Raw genomic sequence first — 4,804 nt, 5'->3', positions numbered from 1 at the left:
AAAAACAACAACAGTTAAAAACGAGAAAAACAAAAAAACGTGGATAACACGCTAAGGAAGGATAATTTTGTCTGTACCAAATTCATCTAGATATTTCATTTCGGTTGGCGCTTCTGCTGGAGGTGTGGAAGCGCTGCAAGTATTTTTTGAGCATGTCGTTAAGGATGGGCGCTCTAGCTATATCGTCATTCAGCATCTATCGCCTGATTATGATTCTATTATGGCGAGCTTGATATCGAAGGTGACGGATTTAGCAGTAACCAATGCAGAAGATGGAATGACCATCGATCCGGATACTATCTATTTGATTCCGCCGGGCAAGAGCATGATGGTTGGGGAGGGCCGACTGATTGTGTCAGATCAATTCCCGACCAGAGAACCCCGATTTCCAATAGATGTGTTTTTTCGCTCGTTAGCGGAGGACATGCAAAATCAGTCTGTGGGAGTCATTCTGTCTGGTACTGGTACGGACGGAAGCCGAGGGATTTTGTCGATTAAAGAGGTCGGCGGTTTAGTTCTGGTTCAATCTCCAGATGAAGCGAAGTTCGACGGTATGCCGAATAGCGCTATTCAGTCGGGTTGCGCCGATGTTGTTTGTAATGTCGCAGAGCTATCGAAGCGTTTGCAGGGTTTATTGGTGAACCCCGTATTCTCTCAAGATGAAGAAAGTCTTATTTCGTCGGAACATCAACATGCCTTTGAGGCTATATGTCAGTTGCTTCAGCAGCAGTCTGAGGTGGATTTTCTCTCATATAAGACGCAAACGGTAAAACGTCGAATTGCGCGTCGCATGGGTATTGCGCAAGTGACTGATATTGGCAGCTATTACAAGTTGTTGGTTGGAAACAAAGCAGAGTTGTCTGCATTGTCAAAAGACATGCTGATCGGCGTGACGCGATTTTTTCGGGATGATGCATTTAAAGTGCTCGAAGAAGATATCTTTCCCCGAATGATGGAGCAACTCGATAGCAATGGCAGTTTGAGGATTTGGTCGGCAGGGTGTTCCACTGGTGAGGAGGCGATTAGCCTCGCGATTCTCGTTGATGAATATGCCCAAAGAACGGGAAAACAATTGAGTGTCAAAATTTTTGCGACCGATGTAGACCCAGATGCCATCTCTATAGCAAGTATGGGGCGCTTTCCTCCCAATATAATCAGTGATCTTGGGGAGGCTAGATTTCGAGAATACTTTTATGCGGATGGCGATGGATATACAGTGATTCCTCGTATCCGAAAAATGATTATTTTTGCCGTGCACAACCTGTTGGCTGACCCGCCTTTCAGTAATTCTGACTTAGTTGTTTGCCGAAATGTACTGATCTATTTTCAGCGCGACGCGCAAAGTCGGGTATTGGATTTGCTCCAGTTTTCGCTTAGAAAAGGCGGTTATCTGTTCTTGGGTTCTTCCGAGACCGTAAAGGGCCTGGAGGAAACGTGTCGTGTGGTGCATGAAAGGGAGCGTATTTTCCAGAAGCTAGACGTTAAGGCGAGTGCACTTAGTTTTAGCCGTACCACAACGACTATACAAAATCTTAAGCCTAAAGTACCGGATATTAAGTCCATTTTGAAAGGCTATGAAGCTGGCAATCCTGCTAGTTTGCGGTCGATCACGGATGCGATCCTTGAAGATTACTTACCGCCGTCTGTTCTGGTGAACGAGGATGGAGGAGCGCTGCATTTCTATGGGGATATTGGACCTTACACCAACCAGCAAAAACGTGGTGCACCGTCATCGCACATTTTGGATGTATTGATTGACGATTTAACCGTTCCTACTTCACAAGCCTTAAGTGGCGCGCAATCGCAGACTGAAGAATATGTTTTAGAGAATGTCCCCGCGCCGTTATTGGAAACGGCGTTAGATCTTCGTGTGAAGCGGTTTCGTAATATTGATCAAGGCATGGCGTATTACTTGGTCATGTTTGTGGCGAAGGAAGAGCGCGGAAACTCGCCTTATGTTGCTGAGATGTATGACCCGGATGTTGCAAGCTTAAGAAGGATCAAGGAGTTGGAAGGTCAAATGAGGAATATCGCTCGAAGCCTCCAAACCTCGATTGAAGAGAGAGAAACGGCAAACGAAGAGCTGCAGTCATCGAATGAGGAGTTGTTGGCTGCAAACGAGGAGTTGCAGAGTACGAATGAGGAATTGCAATCAGTCAATGAGGAGTTATACACCGTCAACTCAGAGTATCAGGCCAAGATTGGGGAGGTTGTTTCGTCAAAGTCTGATTTAGATATTCTTATCAATTCTCTGCCGGTGGGGATCATCTTTTTGAATGAGGATTTGTCGATCCGAATCTTTAATCCCGCTGCAACGGATTATGTAAATTTGATTGCTGGGGATGTGGGGAGACCGCTACACCAGATTACACATTCGCTTAATTATCCTACCTTGATAAGCGATGTAGGTGACGTGCTCAGGACGGATCAAGGACTGTCAAAGAAGGTGCTGTTCGTCAATGGAGGGGATGTGGAAGTTACCTTGACGTCAACGAGTAGCGCAAAGGTTGATGGCGGCATTGGATCGGGGTGCATCGTGATGATGAATCGGGTAATCAAGTGACAACTGGCAAACAATTACCAAATTTTTCGCAAGAGTTGCTAGAACTTTTAAAGTATGAAGATCAGACGCCCCCGGTTGAGCAATGGCAGCCTCAGAGAAAAGGCGAAGTTGAGATAACGATAAAGCGCGATGGTTCTTGGTGGTTTCAGGATGAGCCTATGACGCGAGAATCTACTGTTCAGTTGTTCTCGAAAATTTTGCTCAAAGAAAAAGACCAGTATTTTCTAGTGACGCCGGTAGAGAAGATGCGACTTCAGGTCGAGTTACTGCCATTTGTTGTCCGTATGATGAGCAAGCAAGGAGATGGTGACGGGCAGCGCATAATTTTTTCTACCAACGTTGGCGATACCTTTGAAGTATCAGAACAACACCCGATCAGAATGATCAAATCGGACGATGGAGATTGTTTGCCGGTGGTTCGTGTGCGCCGTAACCTTGAAGCGCTTGTTAGCCGGCAAGTGTATTATGAATTGGCGGAATTTATACAAGAATGCCCAGACAAAGCCGGGCATTTTGGGTTGTGGAGTTGCGGTCGCTTTTTTCTAATGGATGAAGACGGCCATTAGTCAGTAACTCTTGGGAAGTGCGTTACTCCTCGCTGAAATCGTAGTTCATGCCTTCAGCGGGTGGTTGCAAATAGTATCCCTGTATGTAGTTTACTCCGGCTTGCCAGAGCGTTGCGAGTAATGATGCGCTTTCAACCAAGGGCACAACCGTAAGCTTGTTCATCCCCTGCAGTGAAGAAATCATTTCTTTCATTGCCTCTTTGCCTTCATCGCTTTTTTGCATTTCTTGCGTGAATGAACCCTCTAGCTTGACGTACTCTGGGCTCAGGTGTTTCAGAAGATTGTAGGGGTTAATGGCTCGGCCAAACTGATTGATCGAGAAATTACAGTGCAACGTTTTAAGGCCTTTTTCAAACTCCTTTGCTTGTTTGAGGTAGGTGATAGCACTGTTCTCTGCGATTTGAAAAATGAGCGAGTCTCCAGGAAGACGCGCCGCTTTCAAGGCGACATTCAGCCAAGAGATAAAGTTCGTATCTTGTAGAGTCTCGCCGGTTAGGTTTATGAATAGACGCGTCTCGTGGCCTTGAGATCGGTGTTCACTGAGCTGCTTTATGGTTTGTAGGATGACCCACTTATCGATCTTGCCAGCGACTTCTGATGGGCCGCTTGGTGGAAGAAACTCGTAAGGGCTAACTTCTTGCCCTTTGTCATCAATCATTCTGACGAAGGCTTCATAGTGCTCATGCGTGCCGCCGCGCAAGCTCTGGATGGGCTGGAAGAGCAGTTTGAACTGATCGTCGTCCAAGGCATGCTCTATAAATTCGGTCGCGGTGTCGTGGTTGCCAAGAGGGTTTTCAATTTTTGGTTCAAACAGTAGAACACCATTGCCGTTTTCGCAGCCATCTTGCTTGCGCACATCCTCCGATGCTGTTTGGGCGCGACCAAGGATGTCTTTGATGTTCGGCGCATTATTGTTAACGAGCGTAATACCAATACTCATTGTCACTTGAACAGTTTTGCCCTCGACATCGAACAAGTGTTCTTCTACTTTTTTGCGAATCGTTTCGGATCTTTCTTTTGCCGCCTCAGCGTCTACACCTTCAAGAATAACGCCGAATACATCGTCACTTAAGCGAGCAAGCGTGTCTCCGTCAGACGCTTCGGTTTGCAATAGTTGCGCGAGATCGCGCAATACAAAATCAGCATCGCCAATACCTAGATTTGCTTTAACTTGGTGAAAAAGGTCGATTGCTAAATAGAGCACAGAAGACTTTTGATCATCCTTAACCGCGTTTTCTTTACATGTATGAAGTGCATCCATAAAGGCGCTGCGGTTGAAAAGGCCGGTGAGTAGATCTGTTTGACTCATTTCCTTGAGTTTTTCTTCAAGTTCCGCTGAATCTTGTACCGGTCTCAGAATGATTTGGACGCATGATTCTCCGTCATAGCTGGCATGCGAAAAGCTAACTAAGACGGGGATGTTGGTACCATCTTCGCGAATTGTTGTCATTGACACATTCTCGACCGGCTTGGCCGCATTGTTGCCAGTGAAATCCTTACTCATGTTCTTGAAGGTTTCTTGGGAGGCGGCGTCAAGTGTGTCCATGATCGGGATGCAGATCATTTCGTCGATGTCGTCATAACCCAAAAATTCAAGGTAAGAGGTGTTGGCGTAGATGTGCATGCCTTCGTTGACGTATGCGATCGCGTCTTTGGAACTATCTAGCAGTAGCTC

At 46.3% G+C, this 4,804-nt stretch carries 3 protein-coding genes; 2 read left to right on the top strand and 1 reads right to left on the bottom strand.

Going from position 1 to position 4,804, the window contains the following annotated elements; genetic code table 11:
• The first annotated feature begins 67 nt into the window (after window positions 1–67).
• Both A3751_RS04385 and A3751_RS04380 read left to right on the top strand, forming a co-directional pair.
• Window positions 68–2,563 (top strand): CheR family methyltransferase, encoded by a 2,496-nt coding sequence (locus A3751_RS04385; protein WP_068491850.1) that lies wholly within the window; start codon window positions 68–70, stop codon window positions 2,561–2,563.
• The gene (locus A3751_RS04380; protein WP_068452622.1) at window positions 2,560–3,129 is read left to right on the top strand and encodes a DUF1285 domain-containing protein; all 570 of its coding nucleotides are present in this window, start codon (window positions 2,560–2,562) and stop codon (window positions 3,127–3,129) included. Before A3751_RS04385 ends, A3751_RS04380 begins: the two co-directional genes overlap by 4 nt.
• A gap of 22 nt (window positions 3,130–3,151) precedes the next feature.
• On the opposite strand, the gene A3751_RS04375 is transcribed toward A3751_RS04380, so the two are convergent.
• A partial coding sequence (locus tag A3751_RS04375) for an EAL domain-containing protein (RefSeq protein ID WP_068452616.1) occupies window positions 3,152–4,804 on the bottom strand: 1,653 nt, incomplete at its 5' end.

This window comes from Oleiphilus sp. HI0080, from assembly GCF_001635135.1.
The sequence above is the reverse complement of the archived record's forward strand: the minus strand, read 5'-3'. Positions and strand labels throughout refer to the sequence as shown.